The sequence below is a fragment of the Streptococcus sp. 1032 genome (assembly GCF_013277015.1).
Taxonomy (GTDB): Bacteria; Bacillota; Bacilli; order Lactobacillales; family Streptococcaceae; genus Streptococcus.
The window spans coordinates 40,110-57,192 of record NZ_VMMD01000009.1 but is presented as its reverse complement, the minus strand read 5'-3'; the positions used below and the strand labels follow the sequence as shown (position 1 = coordinate 57,192).

The window sequence follows — 17,083 nt, the reverse complement described above, 5'->3', positions numbered from 1 at the left end:
AAATGGAAAAGGCGGTGAAAGAAATCTGTAATTTGAAGGATTTCCTTCTTTTACTCAATGAAAATCAAAGTACAGCTTTTAGGTTGCAGATAAAGATGACCTAGTTTGAAGAGATTTTCAAAGAGTATTAGGCCATGGCCCCTGCCTGCAAGCTATACATCTTGTGGTAGGTTCCTCCCAAAGCCAAGAGTTCCTCATGAGTTCCACTCTCGATAATGCGTCCCTTATCCAAAACATAAATACAGTTGGCGTCTTGGATGGTCGAAAGGCGGTGAGCGATGGCAATGGTTGTCCGTCCCTGTCTCATCTTAGCCAGAGAAGCTTGAACCAAACTTTCTGTTTCAGAGTCAATATTGGCTGTCGCTTCATCCAAAATCAGAATTTTAGGCTGACTGGCGACTGTTCTAGCAAAGGCAAGAAGCTGGCGCTGTCCAGTTGAAAAACTGGAGCCACGCTCAGAAACAGGGGAATCATAACCCAAAGGAAGTTCCTGAATAAAGGAATCTGCATCCACGAAGGCTGCCGCATCCTGGACCTGCTCATCACTGATCTCTTGGTACATGGCGATATTGGACTTGATAGTCCCGTGATAAAGAAAGGGTTCCTGCAAGACCAGACCAATGTTTTTTCTCAGCTCTTCCTGACTGAAATCCCTGATATCCACATCATCCAAGAGAATTCGCCCTGACTGGAATTCATAAAAGCGCATGAGGACATTGATAATAGAAGATTTCCCAGAACCTGTATGCCCCACAAAGGCAATGGTCTCACCCTTATTAACGGAGAAGGAAATATCATCCAGAATCGGATGTTTCCCATCATAAGAAAAACACACATGTTCAAAACGGATATTGCCTTCTTTGACTTTAGCCTGCCCATTTTCTTGGAGAGGTTCATAGGTACTCTCGTCTATCAGGGCAAAGACACGGCCTGCAGACACCATAGACGTTTGCAGGGTTGAAAAGTTTTGCGTTACTTCAATCAAGGGGTCAAAGAGACGATTGATATACTGGATAAAGGCATACATGGTTCCTGCTGTTATTCCCAAATAAAGTCCACGATAGCCAAAATAGGCCATTAAAACTGCATATCCTAGGAGTTTCAGTAAACTCATGGCAGGGCGCAAAAAGAGGGCATCCAAGGCTACAGAACGGTAGGCATAGACCAAGTGTTCTTGGTTGATCTCATCAAATTCTGCCTGCAGGCGCTTCTCTTGATTAAAGGCCTGGATTATTCTGATTCCCTCGATGTTTTCAGCCAGCTTGCTGTTGATATCTGACAAGAGACTTCTGGTTTTCTCAATGATTTTCACTGATTTTTTCCGATAGAGATTGACCAAAAGGAAAATCAAGGGGAGAAAGAGCAAGACTAATGCTGTCAAACGAAAATCCAACACCAACATGGTATAAAGAGTTGTCAGAAAGATGAAAACTGCTGAGATAAAGCTAGATAAAATCCCCGAAAACATATCACTGATGGTCTCGGTGTCATTTGTCAAACGAGAGACAATGGAGCCTGCTGGCGTCTTGTCAAAATAAGACATGCCCAGCTTCTCCATATTGGCAAAGGCATCGCTACGAATATCCCTAACAATACTGTAAGACACGCGCGCAAAGAGAAGATTGCCGACATACTGGACCAGAGTTTGTAGGATATAAAGGCCATAGTAGGCCAGCAAAACGGTCACGGCGAGGTGGTTGAGATTGCTGAGATACTGGTCGATAAAGTGGGAAGCCACAAGGGGAATGACACTTTTGATGACCGTAGTCGCTAGGAGAAAACTGAGTGCCAAAAAGGTAAGGAGTCCATAAGGCTTGAGATAGGACATCAAGCGCTTCAATACAGCCCATTGTTCTTGTTTATTCTGCATCTTCTTCTCCTTTCATTTCCAACTGCTGAGACTGGTAGGTTTGGGCATACCAGCCATCTAGGGCTAGCAAGTCTTTGTGCGTACCACGTTCGATAATTTGACCATTTTGCAGAACCAATATCAGATCTGCATGAACAACTGCACTGAGGCGATGGGCAGTGATAATGGTTGTTTTGTCCTTTCGCGTCTCCTTGAGGTTGTCGATGATGGCATACTCTGTCTTGGCATCCACGGCGGACAAAGAATCATCCAAAATCAAAATGTCAGGGTCTAAAATCATAGCTCGACTCATGGCCAGACGCTGCTTTTGACCTCCAGAAAGACTGACTCCTTTTTCACCAATCAACGTATCAAATCCCTGAGGCATGGCTACAATGTCTTGGTAAACTTGGGCTAGCTTCGTCGCCTCCTCGACTGCTGAAAGGGACAAGTTAGGATTGCCAAAGCGGATATTGTCTAAGATAGAAGTCGCAAAGAGAAACTGATCCTGAGGAACATAGCCCATGAGACTACGAAGAACTGTCAGACGATAGTCACGAATATCGTGGCCATTTAGATAAATGGCTCCCTTGTCCACATCATATTCACGCAAGAGAAGTTTGATCAAGGACGTTTTTCCAGAGCCTGTCTGACCAACCAAGCCCAGAGTTTGCCCTTTTTCCAAACTAAAGTGAATATCCGTCAGTGTTTCCTCATTTTCAAAGGCAAAGCTGTCAATAGCGTACTCCAAACGCCCATTTTCGATACCATCTAAAGGTAACTCAGGGTCTTGTACAGGTGATTCCTGATACAAAAGTTCCTCAATCCGCTGATAAGAAACCTTCCCTCGCTGAGTGATATTAAAGAGGAAACCAATAGCCATAAGAGGCCAGACCAACATATCCAAATAACTGATAAAGGTAACTAAATTCCCAACTGTAATCTGCCCTTCCTGAACCATCAAGGAGCCGACCAAGAGCGTTAACACATAGGAGGAACCAACAAACAAGAGAACCATGGGGTCAAAGAGACTATCGTATTTCATGGTTTGGAGGTTCTTTTGGAAGGTCAATTCATTGACTGCCTGAAAGGATTTCAACTCGTCCACCTGATAACCGAAGGACTTGGTCACTTTGATACCTGATACGGACTCCTGTACCTTGTTATTAAGTTCGGAAAAGGCAGCTTGGGATTCGCCAAAGGCCTTGTGGGTCTTTCTCCCTAGACGACTGGTCGCATAAGCCATGAAAGGCAGGGGAAGAATGGCAACCAAGGTCATCTGCCATGAAATGCTAAAGAGCATGGTCAGCAAAGTCACCAGCGCCGTGATAGAGGCATCCACCGCTGACATAACACCACCCCCTGCCAGACGCGTTAGGGCATTGATATCATTGGTTGCGTGTGCCATCAAGTCCCCTGTCCGATAGGTCTGATAAAAGGCTGGAGACATCTTAGTGAAATGCTCAAACAAGCGAGACCGCATAATCTGTCCCAAACGGTAGGAAGTCCCGAGGATATACATACGCCAAACATAGCGCAGATAGTACATCCCAAAGGCCGCAAGTAGCAAATAAAATAGGTCAAGAAGGAGGTCCTGCTGAGTTAATTGCTCCGAAGTAATGGCATCAATAACCCGCCCCATAACCATAGGTGGAATGAGATTGAGGACGGAAACCAAGACCAGGGCCACAATTCCGACTAGATAACGGCGTTTTTCTAACTTGAAAAACCACCAAAGTTTTTGAATAATGGACATAAAATCCCTTTCTGATTGCAAATGGAAACCTGAGGCCAATACTCAATAAAAATCAAAGAGCAAACTAGGAAACTAGCCGCAGGCTGCTCAAAGCACTGCTTTGAGGTTGTAGATAGAACTGACGAAGTCAGTAACATATACATACGGCAAGGCGACGTTGACGCAGTTTGAAGAGATTTTTGAAGAGTACAAGACCCCAGGTTTTTCTTATTCATAGGTTACAACTGTAACAGCACCCTTGTCATACTCAGCGATAAAGATATTGGCTACATTGTCATGTCCTTGCTTGTTGAGGTTATCAAGCAACCACTCTTCGCTACGGCCAATCGTTTCCAAGACGTCCACTTGGATCACACCGTCAGTTACAACTGGATACTTAGGATTTTCATCTCCCATTTGGACCACGATGAGTTGGCCATTTTGCTCCTGCACAGCTCGTTTGACCTGTTTCATCTGGAAAATCCCTTGGCTACGAAGTTTGAGAGCAACATCTGCCGCAGACAAGCCAACTGAACGACAGGCTTCTGGGTCAATCTGCCCATTTTTGATGAGGAGAGTTGGTTTTCCATCAATCAAGTGTTTGACAAAACGAACATTGTTATTGAGCCACTTGAGTGTCAAAACCAAAATCGTCCACATCATCAAAATCACTGCGTACTGGAGAATACTAATTGAACTATTGTAAATCACCCCACCGATGATACCACCAAGAACATAGTTCTGAATTTGGTCTGTCGCAGAGTTAGGTGCTAGATTCCCCTTTCCTGTCACATTGATAACAAAAACAAGCGAGAAAAGACCCAAGGCCAGTTTGATTAAAATTTCCAAATAGTTGAGTGTCATTTGTTTACCTCCACCAATTCAATAGCGTCTGTTTGATTCAATTCTAATTTTTCTAAAAGATACTTGTCTGGGTCACTTCCGTTTATAGCACGGTAGAAATTTGAACCGACCTTGACAAGCGCTCCATCAGTGGCAGCTGAAGTATTGACGTAAACTTCTGATTTATCCACTCCCAAGTCTTTGGAAACAACCTCTATGAAATGAAGTGAAGTTTGAAATTGAGTGTTAGAGGCTTGATCGGTCTGATATTTTGAAATCGTCACCAAAAGCATGGCTACTAAAGTCAAGGCCAAAATCATGACCAATTCACGAAATTTAGTTCCCTTTTTATCACGATAAGCCTTAAAAGCAAAAAATCCTGTGATAGCTAGGAGCACAATCCCAAAGCCAATCATGATTCCATTTTGTTGACTGATTTGGCTAAGCACATAGTCATATGAGTAAAATTTCATTTATTTTCACTCCTTTTCATAAAATCATTCTTCATTATAAACGAAAGAGGGTGATTTTTCAAACCATACGTTGGGGAAATAGACCTTTTTTTGGTATAATAAAATCTATAATCTGAATGAAAAAGGTAACTTTATGAAACTTATCTCATGGAATATTGATTCCCTAAACGCTGCCCTAACTAGTGATTCAGCTCGTGCCAAATTGTCCCAAGAAGTCCTACAAACCTTGGTCGCTGAAAATGCTGATATTATCGCTATCCAAGAAACCAAGCTTTCTGCCAAAGGGCCTACAAAGAAACACTTGGAAATTTTAGAAGAACTCTTCCCAGGCTACGAAAACACGTGGCGCTCTTCTCAAGAACCTGCCCGCAAAGGCTATGCTGGTACTATGTTCCTCTATAAGAAAGAACTCACACCTACTGTCACTTTCCCAGAAATCGGTGCCCCTTCTACCATGGACTTGGAAGGCCGCATCATCACTTTGGAATTTGATAAATTTTTCGTGACCCAGGTTTACACACCAAATGCTGGTGATGGTCTCAAACGCTTGGAAGAACGCCAAGTCTGGGATGTCAAATATGCTGAGTACTTGGCTGAACTAGACAAAGAAAAACCAGTTCTTGCGACCGGTGATTACAACGTTGCCCACAATGAAATCGACCTTGCAAATCCTGCTAGCAACCGCCGTTCACCAGGATTTACCGACGAGGAACGTGCTGGATTTACCAACCTCTTGGCAACTGGATTTACCGACACCTTCCGCCATATTCACGGCGATGTTCCAGAACGCTACACTTGGTGGGCACAACGCAGTAAGACTTCTAAAATCAACAATACAGGCTGGAGAATCGACTACTGGCTGACAAGCAACCGCGTGGCTGACAAGGTGACCAAGTCTGATATGATTGACTCAGGAGCTCGTCAAGACCATACACCCATTGTCTTGGAGATTGAACTCTAAGGAGAAAACGAATGGACTATCAAGCCGTCATTCCTGAATTTGTAGTATCTGACATCGAAAAATCACGCCACTTCTACTGCGACTTGCTGGGATTTTCTGTCGAATACGAGCGTCCAGAGGAGAAATTTCTCTTCCTCTCGCTTGAAGACTGCCAACTTATGCTAGAAGAAGGCAGCGCAGAAGAATTAGCTCAGCTGACCTATCCTTTCGGGCGCGGTGTCAATATTTCCTTTGGCATTGCAGATGTTCCTCGACTCTATCAGAAAGTAATCGAGTCTAACTATCCTATTCATCGTCCTTTGACTAAAAGAGAATTTCGAGTTGGCGAACAATATATCTATCCTCATGAATTTGCAGTTTTGGATCCAGATGGCTATTTTTTAAGATTTAGCGAGTAGAAACATAAAGACTGAAGAAAAAGGCATATTGTCAAGTCTTGAAAAATCTTGATAATATGCCTTTTATGATGGAAAAACCTTCTAAATGTTAGTCAATAAGTTAATTCTTGCCTTTTTTTATTATATTTGTTCGTTTTTCAAACCAAAACACTAACAAAATATTTGATTTCTAAAGTTATTTAGTGTAAAATAAAAACATTGGCTCAAGCCTATTTGAAATTGAATATCATTTTACTTGTTTATGTCGTGAATTGGCACGACGTTTCTACAAGGTGCCGGAACACCTAACAATAAGTAAGTCAGAAGTGAGGTATGGTCGTTTTTGCCATGCCTATTTGGGGGACTTACTTAGAGATTAAGTAGGTCCTTTTTGAATATTTTTAATATTTCCCTTAATTAGTGCGGACGGGAGCAACTTCCTTCGGAATTTCATCCCTAATTTTTGAGCCAAAAGTCTCAAAAATTCCGTCATAGACAATAACAAACTTATTGTCTATGATACCACTACAACGGGAAATATTTGATAAGACTCGCTTCGCTCGTACTAGTTTTATCAAATATATAGTACTAGCAAACTGGATCCCCATAGAAACATTTAACCAACAAGTAAACTGGCTTTTAGACTTTAGGAGGTCTTATGAAATTATTAGAAGAGCGCATCCTCAAGGATGGGCATATCTTGGGTGATAACATCCTCAAGGTGGATTCCTTTTTAACCCACCAAGTTGACTTTAGCTTGATGAGAGAGATTGGTAAGGTTTTTGCGGAAAAATTTGCTTCTGCTGGCATTACCAAGGTCGTAACCATTGAAGCGTCTGGTATTGCCCCAGCCGTTTTTACAGCTGAAGCCTTAAACGTTCCCATGATTTTCGCTAAAAAAGCTAAAAACATCACTATGAACGAAGGAATCTTAACTGCCGAAGTTTACTCCTTTACCAAGCAGGTAACCAGCACCGTTTCTATCGCTGGAAAATTCCTCTCACCAGAGGACAAGGTTTTGATTATCGACGACTTCCTTGCTAATGGCCAAGCTGCTAAAGGCTTGATTCAAATCATCGAACAAGCTGGTGCCACAGTCGAAGCTATCGGTATTGTGATTGAAAAATCCTTCCAAGATGGCCGTGATTTGCTTGAAAAAGCAGGCTACCCTGTTCTATCACTCGCTCGTTTGGATCGTTTTGAAAATGGTCAAGTCGTATTTAAGGAGGCAGATCTCTAATGCAAACTCAAGAAAAACATTCACAAGCAGCCGTTCTTGGCTTGCAGCACTTACTAGCCATGTACTCAGGATCTATCCTGGTTCCCATCATGATTGCGACAGCCCTTGGCTATTCAACTGAGCAATTGACCTACCTGATTTCTACAGATATCTTCATGTGTGGGGTGGCAACTTTCCTCCAACTCCAACTCAACAAATACTTTGGGATTGGGCTACCAGTCGTTCTCGGAGTTGCCTTCCAATCAGTCGCTCCCTTGATTATGATTGGACAAAGCCATGGTAGTGGCGCTATGTTTGGTGCCCTTATCGCATCAGGGATTTACGTGGTTCTTGTTTCAGGTATCTTCTCAAAAGTTGCCAATCTCTTCCCATCTATCGTAACAGGATCTGTTATTACCACTATTGGTTTAACCTTGATTCCTGTTGCTATTGGAAATATGGGAAATAACGTTCCAGAGCCAACTGGTCAAAGTCTCTTGCTTGCAGCTATCACTGTCTTGATTATTCTCTTGATTAACATCTTTACCAAAGGATTTATCAAGTCTATCTCTATTTTGATTGGTCTAGTTGTTGGAACTGCCATTGCTGCTAGCATGGGCTTGGTTGACTTCTCTCCTGTTGCAGCAGCACCACTTGTCCATGTCCCAACTCCACTCTACTTTGGGATGCCAACCTTTGAAATCTCATCTATTGTCATGATGTGTATCATCGCAACGGTGTCTATGGTTGAGTCGACTGGTGTTTATCTGGCCTTATCTGATATCACAAAAGACCCAATCGACAGCACGCGCCTGCGCAACGGTTACCGCGCAGAAGGCTTGGCCGTACTTCTCGGAGGAATCTTTAACACCTTCCCGTACACAGGATTTTCACAAAACGTTGGTTTGGTTAAATTGTCAGGCATTAAAACTCGCCTGCCAATCTACTACGCAGCTGGTTTCCTAGTTCTCCTTGGACTCCTTCCTAAGTTTGGCGCCCTTGCCCAAATCATTCCAAGCCCTGTCCTCGGTGGTGCTATGCTGGTGATGTTTGGTTTTGTATCTATTCAAGGGATGCAAATCCTCGCTCGTGTTGACTTTGCTAACAATGAACACAACTTCCTTATCGCAGCTGTATCCATCGCTGCAGGTGTCGGACTCAACAACAGTAATCTCTTTGTCAGCATGCCGACAGCCTTCCAAATGTTCTTCTCAAACGGAATCGTCGTAGCCAGCCTCCTCGCCATTGTCCTCAATGCCGTATTAAATCATAAAAAGAAATAAGAAAAAGAGGTGTAAGCCTCTTTTTTGTTTCTCTATATCCTTACCTGTCTATCTTCTGACCGCTGGCCTGTGACAAACATGGTAAATGTTGCTTTGCAGACATTTCTGCCCTCTTGATTGGTGATATCCACATCCACGACACAGGTTGTGCGACCTTGATGGACACACTTTCCTTTAATAGTCAGCACATCGTCGAGTTTTCCTGCCTTGAGATAGTTGATAGAGGATTGAAGCGTCACTACGTCTAGTCCTAGCGAGATGAGCACCAAACCACTAATCTGGTCGCAAAGGGTAAAGAGATAGCCACCATGGGCATAGCCATAGTAGTTGAGCGACGAGTCCACTACTTTGGTCGTCACCACAACGTGACCATCTCTCATTTGTTCAATTTCGTAATTTTCAAAGGCAGATATAGCGTCAAAATGAAAGTCTTTCATCGTTTCCTCCTGATATTTCAAACGACACTATGATACTACTTTTTATAGGACTGTGCAAGGAGAAAGCTCCTAGTCTGACAAAATTCCGACCTGCTCCACAAAGCGCATAAAGGCTGCCTGTCCTTGTTCTGTCTGCTTGTAGACTCCTGCGTCCTCAAGCACACGTGCAAAGATAGCACCAACAGAGTCCTTGACGATTTCAAGGGCTTTTTCTTTATCTGTTATGTCTGGATATTGGGCTCTAAGTTGGTCTGCCCATTCCTGATGATAATCGGCAACTGTAACAGTTTCTCCTACAAGATAGCTAGCGACTTGCTCCACTTCTTCTTTCAGACGTGGTGGCAAGATTGCCAAGCCCATGACCTCAATCAAGCCGATATTTTCCTTCTTGATATGTTGGACATCCTTGTGAGGATGATAGATGCCATCAGGATGTTCTGCAGAAGTCTGATTGTCCCGCAAGACCAAGTCCAACTCAAACTGTCCATCGCGTTTGCGGGCAATGGGTGTAATTGTATGGTGTGGTGTTCCATTACTTTCTGCCAAGACTTGCACCCTTGGATCTGAATACTGGCGCCATTCCTGCAAAATCTTGTCAGCTAAGTTGATCAAATCTTCTTTGGAAGCCGAAGTCAAACGCAACACTGACATTGGCCACTTGACAATCCCAGCCTTGACCTGCTCAAAACCAGTAAAAGAGAAAGTCTTTTGCAAGGGAGCCAATTCCATAGGAAATACGTGACGGCCTCCCTGATAATGATCATGAGTTAAAATGGAGCCCCCAACAATCGGCAGGTCGGCATTAGAGCCAGCAAAATATCCTGGAAACTGCTCTACGATAGCAAGAAGACGTTCAAAACTCTGACGACTAATGGCCATGGGACGATGCTGGCCATCTAAGAAAATACAATGCTCATTAAAGTAAGCATAGGGCGAATACTGGAAGCCCCATTCCTGACCAGCCATTTCAAAACGGATAATCCGGTGGTTGCTGCGGGCTGGGTGGTTGACCCGACCATGGTAGCCCTCATTCTCTAAACAAAGTTGACACTGAGGATAATTACTAGCTTGCACCAACTTGGCTGCCGCAATCTCTTTAGGATCCTTTTCAGGCTTAGAGAGGTTGATGGTAATTTCAAGTTCACCGTAATCAGATGGAACACGATAAGCAATGTTCTTAGCAATGGCCTTGAGTTTGATGTAGTCATTCTTCTGACTGAGTTGGTAGAAATCCGCTATCGCTTGCTCAGGAGAGTGGGCATAGGTTGTCCAAAAGTCAAGATTGACCTGACTCGGACAAGGAGTCACCAAATCCATCAGTTCAGCACCAAGGATTTCACGCGCAGTCTGACTATCTTCAATCGTCTCTAATCGAACGGCTTCCTCAACCAGCTGGTCCTTGAGGTCAATCACTTTATCCAGATCCGTCTCAACTTCCAAAACACCGTCTCCCACTCGTGCCAAGACACGATTGGTCAGGTAGATTCGATCCATTTCCTCAAATGAACTTTCAGAAATGACATGTGTTACAAATTTATCTACTAAGGTCACCATAAAGCCTCCTTTTGACTAGTCAAGGACGCGAGTGCCACCTGCAACTTCAGCGATATAGAAACTTGGAGCGTATCCAACTACTTCCTCGTAGTGTTTGCCTACAGCTTCCTTAAAGGCATCAACAGCATCTTTTTGCACCAAGGCAATGGCACATCCGCCAAAACCTGCCCCTGTCATACGAGCACCGAGAACACCTGCTTGAGCCCAAGCTGTGTGAACAAGGGTATCTAATTCCACGCCAGTTACTTCATAGTCATACTCTAGGGAAACGTGTGACGCATTCATCAAGCGACCAAATGTTTCCAAATCTCCTGCTTGGAGGGCTGCTTGAGCTTTGAGGGTACGTTGGTTTTCAAGCACTGCATGACGAGCACGTTTCAAACGATTTTCATCTTTAATCAGATAGCTATATTGGTCAAAGGCCCACTCATCCAATTCACCCAAGGTCTGAATATCTAAGGCTGCTTGCAATTCTTCCACTGCTTTTTCACATTCAGCACGACGTTCATTGTATTTAGAATCCGCCAATTCACGGCGTTTATTGGTGTTCATGATAACAACGACATTGTCCTTCAAATCAAGTGGCACCAAGTCATACTCTAAAGTGTTAGTGTCTAAGTAAATAGCACGTTGGTCAGCCCCCATACCGATAGCAAACTGGTCCATAATACCAGAATTCACTCCGATAAAGTTATTTTCTGTTTGTTTTCCAATTTTAACCAAATCGAGACGCTCTAATTTTAAATCAAAGAGATGCTCTGCCACGACTCCTGTCAAGAGTTCCAATGATGCTGAAGAAGATAATCCAGCACCATTTGGGATATTCCCATAAACATAAAAATCAAAACCTTTGTCAATCACATGTCCAGCTTCTTGCAAGAAATGAAGGACCCCTTTTGGATAGTTGGTCCAGTTGTGCTCTTTTTCAAACTTGAGGTCAGCGAGAGGCACTTCGATAATACCCTTGTCCTCAAAGTTAGCTGAGTAGAAACGCAAGACTTGATCATCACGTTTGCGAGCAGCCCCATAAGTTCCTAAGGAAATAGCAGCTGGAAAAACGTGTCCACCGTTGTAGTCTGTATGTTCACCAATCAAGTTGATACGACCTGGTGAAAAGAAGGTTTGGTCTGCTTCTTGACCAAAAACAGCAAGAAAGTCTTTACGAAGAGCTTCAGCAGTAAGATCTTGTGTCATATGAATTCTCCTTTGACTGTCCGTTAAGTCACCTTAACGTGTAATCGTTTTCTTCTATTGTATCCAAGGGATTTCCCAAGGTCAATCCTTTTTACTAAAATTTTACTAAAATATCAGTAAAAGGCAGAAAAATATGATATACTAACCTTAAAAAGGAGGATTTATGGCTACCTTAAAAGACATTGCACAGCTAGCCTCTGTCTCTATCGCGACCGTATCCCGTGTCCTAAACCGCGACCAGAGCCTATCTGTTACAGAAGAAACCAGGCACCGTATTTTAACCGTTGCTGAAGAGCTGGGCTACACCAAGCACCTCAAGACAGGCGAGTCCCACAAACCCAAGCAAAAGATTGCCATTATCCAATGGGTCAGTGAACAAGGAGAGCTGGACGACCTCTACTACTACCAGATTCGCTTGGGTATTGAAAAAAGAGCCCAAGAGTTGGACTATGATATCTTGCGCTATTTTAATGACCATCCTTTTACACTAAGCGAGGAAGTGATTGGGATTCTCTGCATCGGAAAGTTTAGTCGAGCTCAGATTTCTGCCTTTGAAGAATACCAAAAGCCTCTTGTCTTTCTAGACAGTGATACTCTTTCACTAGGACATACCTGCATTATCACGGACTTTTACACTGCCATGAAACAGGTTGTCGATTATTTCCTCAGTCAAGGGTTGAATCGCATTGGGATTCTAACAGGCCTTGAAGAAACAACTGACCAAGAAGAAATCATTGAGGACAAGCGGCTGGAAAATTTCAGAAACTACAGTCAAGCAAAAGGAATCTATCATGATGAACTGGTCTTTCAAGGAAGCTTTACTGCCCAGTCTGGTTATGACTTGATGAAGGAGGCCATTCAGAGCTTAGGAGATCAACTCCCACCAGCATTTTTTGCAGCTAGCGATAGTTTAGCTATCGGTGCCCTCCGTGCTCTCCAAGAAGCTGGAATCAGCCTGCCAGACCGCGTCAGCCTTATTTCATTCAACGACACTAGCCTGACCAAACAGGTCTATCCTCCCCTATCTAGCATCACCGTCTATACCGAAGAAATGGGCCGAGCAGGTATGGATATTCTTAATAAGGAAGTACTCCACGGTCGCAAAATCCCTAGCCTAACCATGCTGGGAACCAGACTGACATTGAGAGAGAGTACAAAGAATGATTAGGATTACAAAACGACCTCTAGCAAGGCTGTTTCTCTAATAATCTCTATGATTCCGCTCCAACTCACACCTTTCGCTTATGTGCTTGGTGACTTTCTAGGTCTGCATCAACTTCAATGGTAATATTTTGAAAGCCACAATCTTTGAGGAAAATTCGAATAGATTCTTTACAAGTTTCCATATGCTCCATCTCTTTTAAACAAACATGGACAATGGCATTTTTTTCCAAACCATCCATAGTCCAGAGATTAAGCTGATTGATACTAGCGACATGGTCCAATTCTGCTAAATCCGTCTTGATCTTCTGGATATCTACTCCTTCTGGCACTGCATCGAGGAATATCTTGAGCGTTCTCCAAAAACGTGGAAGGGCTTTTGACAGAATAAAGAAGGAAATAACAAGAGACAAGAGCGGATCCAAGATATACCAATCGGTAAATCGAAGAACAATGCCCATCAGGATGACAGTCACCCAACCCAAGGTATCTTCCAGAAAGTGCAGGCTGAGAATGGATTCGTTCTTGGTTTGTCCTTTGCGAATGACGAGACTCGCTAGCACATTGATAGTAATCGCAATAATTCCTAACCAGAGAATCCCCTCATCATTGACCGGTTGTGGATGAAAGATTTTCGCTATATTTTCCAAAATGACCAAAACGGACCCTGTCATAAGAATCACAGCCGTTACCATGGCCCCTAAAAGGCTAAAACGCTTGTAGCCCAAGGTATAGTGGCTGTCTTCTTCACGATTAGAGATTGTTTCTAAAAAGGCCGATATGCCAATGGCTATAGCATCTCCCAAGTCATGGACAGAATCAGCAAGAACAGCACTCGAACCAAAGATTCCTCCTGCGATAAACTCAACAATGGCATAGCTTAAATTTAAGAAAAAAGCTACCCAAACAGTATATTTTGCCTTCATCTTTCTCATTCCTTTGTTATAATAAATTTATGAACACCTTGTTCATTATCATTATCCACTAAAATTCAAAGAAAGGATAGAAGCAAAACGTCAGCTTTATTCAGTTCTGAACAATTTGCCTCAAGTGTCCATATGACTAACATTGACCGCCGTATCAGCAAAACCAAAAAAGCCATCTATCAAGCTTTTCTACAACTTTTGAACGATAAGGGGTACGAAGCCACTACAGTTCAGGATATCATTGATCTCGCAGATGTAGGACGTTCCACCTTTTACTGTCACTATGAGAGTAAGGAACTACTTCTGGACGAGCTTTGCCGCCACCTCTTCCATCACCTCTTTGAAAGAGAGCAATCCGTTTCTACCGTGGACTATCTCGCCCACCTCTTTCTGCATTTTCAGAAAAACCAAGACCATATCACCAGTCTGCTATTTTCCAAAAATGACTACTTCCTCCGTCAACTCCATAAAGAGCTAGAACACCATGTCTATTCCGTGATGGCTGATGATTTAAAAGAATCTCACCCGAGTCTGCCTACTTCTTACCTCCAACACTTAATCGTATCCAACTTTATCGAGACATTGACCTGGTGGCTCAAAAAAGGGCAAGATTTCACAGAACAGGAAGTTGTCCAATTTTATCTAGACCTTCTCATTCCTAAAAATTGAATACAGATTAAAGCTCGGTTGCCTTATTTCTAGGCTACTGAGTTTCTTATCTTTTCAATAATCAAAAAGCCCAGACGACATTGTCTGAGCATTCTTTTCTATAGTCGTTTAAGGAAGTTTAGTTCAGTATGCTTAAAGTCTCTGCCCCATCATTTCTTCAACAAACCTTGTTCTTGTAGAAATTCCTTGGCTACTTGTTCTGCTGACTTGCCTTCAACACCGACTTGGTAGTTGAGCTGGCTCATCTGGCTTTCAGTAATTTTACCAGCCAATTTATTGAGAACCGTTTCCAACTCTGGATGTTTCTTGAGAAGAGCTTCTTTCATTAGTGGAGCCCCTTGATAAGGTGGGAAGAGTTGTTTGTCATCTTCCAATACCTGTAAATCATAACGTGCCAATTCCGCATCAGTCGAATAGGCATCCGTGATTTGAATATCACCTGACTGAATTGCCTGATAGCGAAGGGCTGGCTCCATGGTCGCTACATTAAGCTTGAGACCATACATTGATTGCAAGCCCTTATTTCCATCTTCACGGTCATTAAACTCAAGTGTAAAGCCTGCCTTCAACTGCCCTTCCACTTTTTTCAAGTCCGAAATGGTCTTCAAGCCATATTCTTGAGCAATCTTTTTCGGAACAGCTACAGCATAGGTATTTTGATAAGACATGGGTTTGAGATAGGCTAGATGATCCTGTTTGGCAATGCCATCACGCGCCACATTATAAACCTGCTCTGGCTCATGACTTACTTTCGGTGATGGTTGAAGTAAACTTTCAGTCACCGTACCAGTAAATTCAGGATAGATGTCAATATCACCTTTTTTCAGAGCTTCATAAAGGAAACTTGTCTTCCCAAAATTCGGTTTAACAGTCGCGGTCATACTGGTATTTTCTTCAATCAGCAACTTATACATATTGGCCAAAATTTCTGGTTCCGGTCCCAATTTCCCAGCAATGATCAAGTTCTCTTTCTCTTTTTGAACTAAGAGGGCTGGACTATAAGATAGACCGAGCAATATTGCCACCAAGGCAAAACCAGAAAAAATCATCCGCAATTTTGCTTTTTCCATCACTTTTAGTAGGAAGTTAAAGGCAATGGCCAGCACTGCAGAAGAAAGTGCCCCAATCAAAATTAGACTGGCATTATTACGGTCAATTCCCAAAAGGATAAAGGAACCCAGCCCCCCTGCACCAATCAAGGCCGCCAAGGTTGCTGTACCGATAACCAATACTGCTGCTGTCCGAATCCCAGACATGATAACAGGCATGGCAAGTGGAATTTCAAACTTCTTGAGACGTTCCCATCTAGTCATCCCAAAGGCAATCCCAGCCTCTTGCAGACTCGGATCAATTCCCTTGAGTCCAGTGATGGTATTTTGCAAAATCGGGAAAATCGCATAGATCACCAGAGCTGTCAAAGCCGGCAAGGTTCCAATTCCCATCAAGGGGATAAAGAGCCCCAACAAGGCCAGTGACGGGATAGTCTGGAAAATCCCTGCAAGCTGCAAGACCCAATCCGCCAATTTCTCATGATAACGAAGATAAACAGCCAAGGGAATCGCTATAAAGATAGCCAGCAACAAGGTCAAAAGTGACAACTGCAAATGTTGAGATAGAGCTGTCAACCAATCACTAAAACGATCCTGAAAAGTTGCAATTAAATTAGTCATGAACACTACCTCCAAACAAGTCTGCTACAAATTCTGTGGCAGGAGCTTTTAAAATCGTCTCGGGATTCGCCACCTGACGAATCTCTCCATCCTGCAAGACAGCAATACGGTCCGCCAATTTCAGAGCTTCATCCGTATCATGGGTTACAAAAATAGTTGTCATTCCAAACTCTTTATGCAATTCTTTTGTCAGAATCTGCAACTGTTTTCTCGAAATAGCATCCAAGGCTGAAAAAGGTTCATCCATGAGGAGAATCTTAGGCTGACCAATCATAGCACGAACAATACCGACCCGTTGCTGTTCTCCACCAGATAATTCACTAGGCAAACGATGCCCATACTCAGCTACTGGTAAACCAACCTTTGCCAAAAGCTCTTCTGTTTTCTGAGCAATTTCTTCCTTAGTCCAGCCCTTCATCTCAGGAATCAGGGCAATATTTTCCGCGACCGTTAGATTGGGAAAGAGAGCAATAGCCTGTAAAACATAACCAGTAGAAAGACGAAGTTCACGCTCATCATAGTCTTTGATGCGCTTGCCATCCATATAAATATTTCCATCAGTCGGTTCCAAGAGACGGTTAATCATCTTAATCATGGTCGTCTTACCTGAGCCAGATGGACCAACTAAAACCATAAATTCCCCATTCTCAATCCGTAAATTGACATCTCTCAAGACATCTTTTTCTGTGTAACGTAAAGCTACATTTTTGTATTCAATCATTCTTTGTCCTC

16 protein-coding genes and 1 riboswitch are annotated in these 17,083 nt (G+C 43.1%); of the genes, 6 read left to right on the top strand and 10 right to left on the bottom strand.

The window, feature by feature from the left end; all coding sequences use genetic code 11:
- Positions 1-127 precede the first annotated feature (127 nt).
- The 4 genes from HT711_RS02200 to HT711_RS02185 all read right to left on the bottom strand — a co-directional run bounded on the left by HT711_RS02200 (position 128) and on the right by HT711_RS02185 (position 4,900).
- Positions 128-1,870 carry an ABC transporter ATP-binding protein gene (locus HT711_RS02200; RefSeq protein WP_173249711.1) on the bottom strand — a complete coding sequence of 581 codons (1,743 nt, stop codon included), beginning with the start codon at positions 1,868-1,870 and terminating at the stop codon, positions 128-130.
- Positions 1,860-3,605 carry an ABC transporter transmembrane domain-containing protein gene (locus tag HT711_RS02195; RefSeq protein WP_173233239.1) on the bottom strand — a complete coding sequence of 582 codons (1,746 nt, stop codon included), beginning with the start codon at positions 3,603-3,605 and terminating at the stop codon, positions 1,860-1,862. The genes HT711_RS02200 and HT711_RS02195 overlap by 11 nt, the downstream gene beginning before the upstream one ends.
- Before the next feature lie 207 nt (positions 3,606-3,812).
- Positions 3,813-4,448, bottom strand: a complete 636-nt coding sequence (locus HT711_RS02190; protein ID WP_173233241.1) for a DUF421 domain-containing protein — start codon at positions 4,446-4,448, stop codon at positions 3,813-3,815.
- Complete coding sequence (locus HT711_RS02185; protein ID WP_173233243.1) at positions 4,445-4,900, bottom strand: DUF3290 family protein; 456 nt, start codon at positions 4,898-4,900, stop codon at positions 4,445-4,447. The genes HT711_RS02190 and HT711_RS02185 overlap by 4 nt, the downstream gene beginning before the upstream one ends.
- A gap of 133 nt (positions 4,901-5,033) precedes the next feature.
- Here HT711_RS02185 and HT711_RS02180 point away from each other — a divergent pair, with 133 nt between their 5' ends.
- From HT711_RS02180 to HT711_RS02165, 4 genes are all read left to right on the top strand, one after another.
- Positions 5,034-5,861 (top strand): exodeoxyribonuclease III, encoded by an 828-nt coding sequence (locus HT711_RS02180; RefSeq protein WP_173233245.1) that lies wholly within the window; start codon positions 5,034-5,036, stop codon positions 5,859-5,861.
- An 11-nt stretch (positions 5,862-5,872) separates the two neighbouring features.
- Positions 5,873-6,259, top strand: a complete 387-nt coding sequence (locus HT711_RS02175) for a VOC family protein (RefSeq protein ID WP_112443817.1) — start codon at positions 5,873-5,875, stop codon at positions 6,257-6,259.
- A gap of 215 nt (positions 6,260-6,474) precedes the next feature.
- Positions 6,475-6,570: riboswitch (purine riboswitch) on the top strand.
- Positions 6,571-6,896: 326 nt separating this feature from the next.
- On the top strand, positions 6,897-7,478 hold the full coding sequence (locus HT711_RS02170; RefSeq protein WP_000770415.1) for a xanthine phosphoribosyltransferase: 582 nt from the start codon (positions 6,897-6,899) through the stop codon (positions 7,476-7,478).
- Positions 7,478-8,740, top strand: coding sequence for a nucleobase:cation symporter-2 family protein (locus HT711_RS02165; protein ID WP_004256021.1), 1,263 nt, complete (start codon positions 7,478-7,480; stop codon positions 8,738-8,740). The genes HT711_RS02170 and HT711_RS02165 overlap by 1 nt, the downstream gene beginning before the upstream one ends.
- A 32-nt stretch (positions 8,741-8,772) precedes the next feature.
- Here the strand turns inward: HT711_RS02165 and HT711_RS02160 are convergent, their stop codons facing one another.
- The 3 genes from HT711_RS02160 to HT711_RS02150 all read right to left on the bottom strand — a co-directional run bounded on the left by HT711_RS02160 (position 8,773) and on the right by HT711_RS02150 (position 11,925).
- Positions 8,773-9,177 carry a PaaI family thioesterase gene (locus HT711_RS02160; protein WP_173233247.1) on the bottom strand — a complete coding sequence of 135 codons (405 nt, stop codon included), beginning with the start codon at positions 9,175-9,177 and terminating at the stop codon, positions 8,773-8,775.
- Between the two features lie 69 nt (positions 9,178-9,246).
- The gene (locus HT711_RS02155) at positions 9,247-10,728 is read right to left on the bottom strand and encodes a UDP-glucose--hexose-1-phosphate uridylyltransferase (protein ID WP_173233291.1); all 1,482 of its coding nucleotides are present in this window, start codon (positions 10,726-10,728) and stop codon (positions 9,247-9,249) included.
- A gap of 18 nt (positions 10,729-10,746) precedes the next feature.
- Positions 10,747-11,925 carry a galactokinase gene (locus tag HT711_RS02150; RefSeq protein WP_173219649.1) on the bottom strand — a complete coding sequence of 393 codons (1,179 nt, stop codon included), beginning with the start codon at positions 11,923-11,925 and terminating at the stop codon, positions 10,747-10,749.
- A gap of 163 nt (positions 11,926-12,088) precedes the next feature.
- Between HT711_RS02150 and galR the strand changes: the two genes are divergently transcribed.
- Positions 12,089-13,093 carry a DNA-binding transcriptional regulator GalR gene (gene galR, locus HT711_RS02145; protein WP_173219652.1) on the top strand — a complete coding sequence of 335 codons (1,005 nt, stop codon included), beginning with the start codon at positions 12,089-12,091 and terminating at the stop codon, positions 13,091-13,093.
- A gap of 61 nt (positions 13,094-13,154) precedes the next feature.
- On the opposite strand, the gene HT711_RS02140 is transcribed toward galR, so the two are convergent.
- A complete protein-coding gene (locus HT711_RS02140) occupies positions 13,155-14,012 on the bottom strand; it encodes a cation diffusion facilitator family transporter (protein ID WP_173213145.1) in 858 nt (285 codons plus the stop codon).
- 132 nt (positions 14,013-14,144) lie between these two features.
- Here HT711_RS02140 and HT711_RS02135 point away from each other — a divergent pair, with 132 nt between their 5' ends.
- Positions 14,145-14,681, top strand: coding sequence for a TetR/AcrR family transcriptional regulator (locus tag HT711_RS02135; protein ID WP_173219655.1), 537 nt, complete (start codon positions 14,145-14,147; stop codon positions 14,679-14,681).
- Positions 14,682-14,830: 149 nt separating this feature from the next.
- On the opposite strand, the gene HT711_RS02130 is transcribed toward HT711_RS02135, so the two are convergent.
- Together HT711_RS02130 and HT711_RS02125 are read right to left on the bottom strand one after the other, a co-directional pair.
- Positions 14,831-16,351, bottom strand: a complete 1,521-nt coding sequence (locus HT711_RS02130; protein ID WP_112443808.1) for an ABC transporter permease/substrate-binding protein — start codon at positions 16,349-16,351, stop codon at positions 14,831-14,833.
- Positions 16,344-17,072 carry an ABC transporter ATP-binding protein gene (locus HT711_RS02125; protein ID WP_112443807.1) on the bottom strand — a complete coding sequence of 243 codons (729 nt, stop codon included), beginning with the start codon at positions 17,070-17,072 and terminating at the stop codon, positions 16,344-16,346. Before HT711_RS02125 ends, HT711_RS02130 begins: the two co-directional genes overlap by 8 nt.
- Between the last annotated feature and the right edge of the window lie 11 nt (positions 17,073-17,083).